3 protein-coding genes are annotated in these 3,227 nt (G+C 63.9%); all 3 read right to left on the bottom strand.

What is annotated here, in order from left to right:
• Positions 1–79: 79 nt before the first annotated feature.
• Positions 80–679, bottom strand: a complete 600-nt coding sequence (locus B4E36_RS23020; RefSeq protein WP_292056339.1) for a dual specificity protein phosphatase family protein — start codon at positions 677–679, stop codon at positions 80–82.
• Between the two features lie 2 nt (positions 680–681).
• On the bottom strand, positions 682–1,707 hold the full coding sequence (locus B4E36_RS23015; RefSeq protein WP_292056338.1) for an MBL fold metallo-hydrolase: 1,026 nt from the start codon (positions 1,705–1,707) through the stop codon (positions 682–684).
• A partial coding sequence (locus tag B4E36_RS23010) for an iron ABC transporter permease (protein ID WP_345900859.1) occupies positions 1,695–3,227 on the bottom strand: 1,533 nt, incomplete at its 5' end. The genes B4E36_RS23010 and B4E36_RS23015, both read right to left, overlap by 13 nt.

The raw sequence follows: 3,227 nt of genomic DNA, 5'->3' as shown, positions 1-3,227 counted from the left end.
GCGCGAGACGGCGGAGCGGGAAACGCCGGCGAGACGGGCGACATCGCCCGCGGAGATGAATTTTTCGGCCATGCTTCACCTATATCGCATTTCCCGCGCCAAGCAGGTTGCTTTGCCTGACCTCTTCGGCAAGGACGAGCATCGGCGGCAGCGGGTAGGTTTCGTCAAGCCCGCGCAACTGTCTCAAATGCGAAAGAGCGCTCTCGAAACTGGCGAACCGGTCGCGGGCGAATGTGGAAAGCCACAGCGCGATCAGCGCGACCGAACGCGAGCGTCCGCCCCGGCAATGGACCAGAATACTGCCCTTGCGATGGCTTGGATAATGCGGTTTCGAGGGGACATAGCCGCGCATCAGCCCTTCGATCGTGAACACCCCTGCCGCCAGAAGATGCGGATCGTTGCCGTCGCCGTCGATCATCCCGATCTGGTAGCGGCGGATATGGGTGCCGTCCGGGAGCAACAGCGGACCGGGAAACATGTTGATCGAGACGTTGAGGGTTTCCGTGATCCCGGCGTCGAGAAGGCCATCGGGGTCTTCGGCGGCCGCAAGATTGCCGAGAAACAGCGTCTTTGCGTGCGGTCCGACGCCGTCGATGACCGGAAACAGAAGCGGCCGATCATCCTCGCGCGCTTCATTTTCAGGCACGTGGTCGGGAACGCCGAGGCGCTTTTCTGTCATCGTCAAATCTCCGTCTCGCGTTCCAGTCTTAGGCGTTCGCCGAGGCCACGCGCAAGTTCCGGGGCAGTGGTCATGTCGACAAAGGCGGGCAGAACCTGCCGCGACCCGCAATGATCGGCAAGCGCGAGGACATCGTCCTTGCGCGGATGGACGTTCCAGGGAAGCCAGACGGCCTCGTTGCGCTCTATGAGTGTACGCGCCGGGGTGCCGCTCGGGACGTGGCTTGAAAATATCAGGCGAAAATCCCTCCTTTGCAGAAGTGCAGCCGCAAGACCGGCCTCCGCGTTGGATTCCGTCGCGACGATCACCTGGTCAGGCGCTGCGCTTTCGACGTCGACGACGGGGAACGCCCTGCCGGTCGCGGCCTCGACTTCCCTGCCGATGGCCGCGCTGACATGGACGTCATGTCCGCGCGATGCCATTGCGAGCACCATATCGGTTCCCCGTCCGGCACCCGGACAGCAGAGCACCGCGCCGCCTTCGGCATAGTCGGAAATGGCCGTGATCTGGTCATCGAGATCCTGCGCGCGGTCGCCATAGGATGCGTCAACCAGAAGGGTCGCCGCCGGCGGGGGATGATCGAACGTCATGCCGCGCGATTCAAGGCTGATGTCGCCGGTGTAGACGAAACCGCCCGCTGCCGTCTCCATATGAAACCAGACCCCGCCGGGCGCATGACCGCACCGTCCGGTGGTCAGCCTAAGCCCGCAGGCCTCGAAGGAACCCTGTTCCGGAATGACCCGTGCTGCGTCCGCAGGCAGACGGCCCTGAAGGAAATCGAGTGTCCGGCCGGTTGCGAAGACGGCAGGATTGCCGACCGCATCGAGGCGTTCGATCGAGCCGGCATGGTCGGAATGCGCATGGCTGAGGAAAATCGCATCGACGGCGCCGATCGCCTCAATATCGGGGTGCTCGTCCTTGTCGAGGCCGTCTCCGAAATCAAAGAGCACGCGCTTGCCCGCCGCCTCGACGAGGAAGATGGCGGCGCTCTTGCGGTTCAGTCCGCTGATCACGGTCAGTCGTGCCACGGCAGCACTCCCTGCGGAAGCCTTCTTGCGAAGGTGAGGCTGAAGAGCATCAGCGCGAGGATGACGATGACCATCAGGCAACCAACGGCGGCGGCCAGCGTCGATGACCCGGCCTCCTCCAGGAAAATGATCATCGGGCCGATGGTCTGCGCGCGCGACGAGACCAGGAGCACGGAGGTCTGGATCTCGTTGATGGCGGTCATGAACACCAGAATGGCGGAGGCCGCGGCGGCGGGCGCCAGGACCGGCAGGATGATATCCTTGAGCCTGCGGAAGATACCCGCGCCAACCACCTGCGCAGCCTCGTCGAGCGACCGCTCGATCTGCGCGAACCCGCCAAGGATCGGCTGCAGCGCCAGCGCCAGGAAATTCGAGAGGTAGGCCGCAAGAATGACCCAGATCGTTCCGTAGAGGCTTGTGCCCAGGACGGGCAGAGGCTTGAGGAAGAACAGGATCATCGCCACGCCGATGATGATGCCGGGCAGCGCGTAGGCAAGCTGGGAGGAAAGGTAGAGCAAGCGCGGGGTGACGCCTTTTCGCCAGCTCAGGAAATAGCCGAGCGCGACCGAGGCCGGGATCAGGATGGCCACCGCAAGACCCGTCAGCCAGAGGCTTGTGAAGAAGGCCGCGCGAATGCCCTCGTGATGGAAGATCGCGTTGGAGAAATTCTCGAAGGTCAGCGTCTCCAACGTGAGCGGCTGCCCGTATCCGCGCACCAGAGCGGAAGCGGCCAGCGCCGAAAGCGGCAACGCCAGCGCAAACAGGAGATAACCCCACGCCAGGGTGGTGACGGGAAGGCGGAATCTGGACAGGGGAAATTTGAACGGTCTGGACGCGCCATCGACGCGCTGGTCGCCCATGCGGCTCAGAAGGCCGGCGATGGCCATGCCAAGGATGGTCAGAACCGCCAGAAGCAGCGCCAGAAGCGCCATGTCGTTCAGCGCCGAGGGTCCATAGGCGTTGAGCTGCCGGTAGATCAGCGTGATCAGCGTGGGCACGCGGGCCGGAATGCCGAGCATGGCCTGGATACCGAAATTGCCGATCGACGACACGAAGGCCAGAGCCGCGCCTGCGAAAATGCCGCCACGGATCAAGGGCAGGATCACGCCGATTGTCGCGCTCAGCGGCGTGGCGCCGACTGCGCGGGCCGCTTCCACCAGATCGGCGGGAACGCGACGCAGATTGGCGCGCACGGCCAGAAACACCAGAGGCGCGTTATAAAGGCCGAGCAGAAGAACGATCCCGCTCGCGGAATAAAGCGGATGCCGCATGCCGGGTTGAAGGGTAATGCCCAGAAGGCTCATGACCGGGCTTGCCGGCGAGAACGCCTGGATCCAGGCGAGCGCGATGACCTGCGGCGGGATCATCAGCGGCAGAACGAATCCGAACACCCATGCAGTTCGCCCGCGCATATCGCTTGCGCCGACAAGAAGTGCGGCGATCGTTCCCGCGACCGTCGCAAGGGCTGTGGCCGCCAGCGAAATCCAGATCGTGTTGACCGTCGCTTCGAACACGCGGCG

Source organism: Martelella sp. UBA3392, from assembly GCF_002358775.1.
In the GTDB taxonomy this organism is placed as follows: domain Bacteria; phylum Pseudomonadota; class Alphaproteobacteria; order Rhizobiales; family Rhizobiaceae; genus Martelella; species Martelella mediterranea.
Note: the sequence above shows the minus strand (reverse complement) of the source record. Positions and strands in the feature narration are given on the sequence as shown.

Coding starts and splice junctions, on each gene's coding strand:
- B4E36_RS23020 (WP_292056339.1), bottom strand. CDS start 679: ATGACAGAAAAGCGCCTCGGCGTTCCCGACCACGTGCCTGAAAATGAA.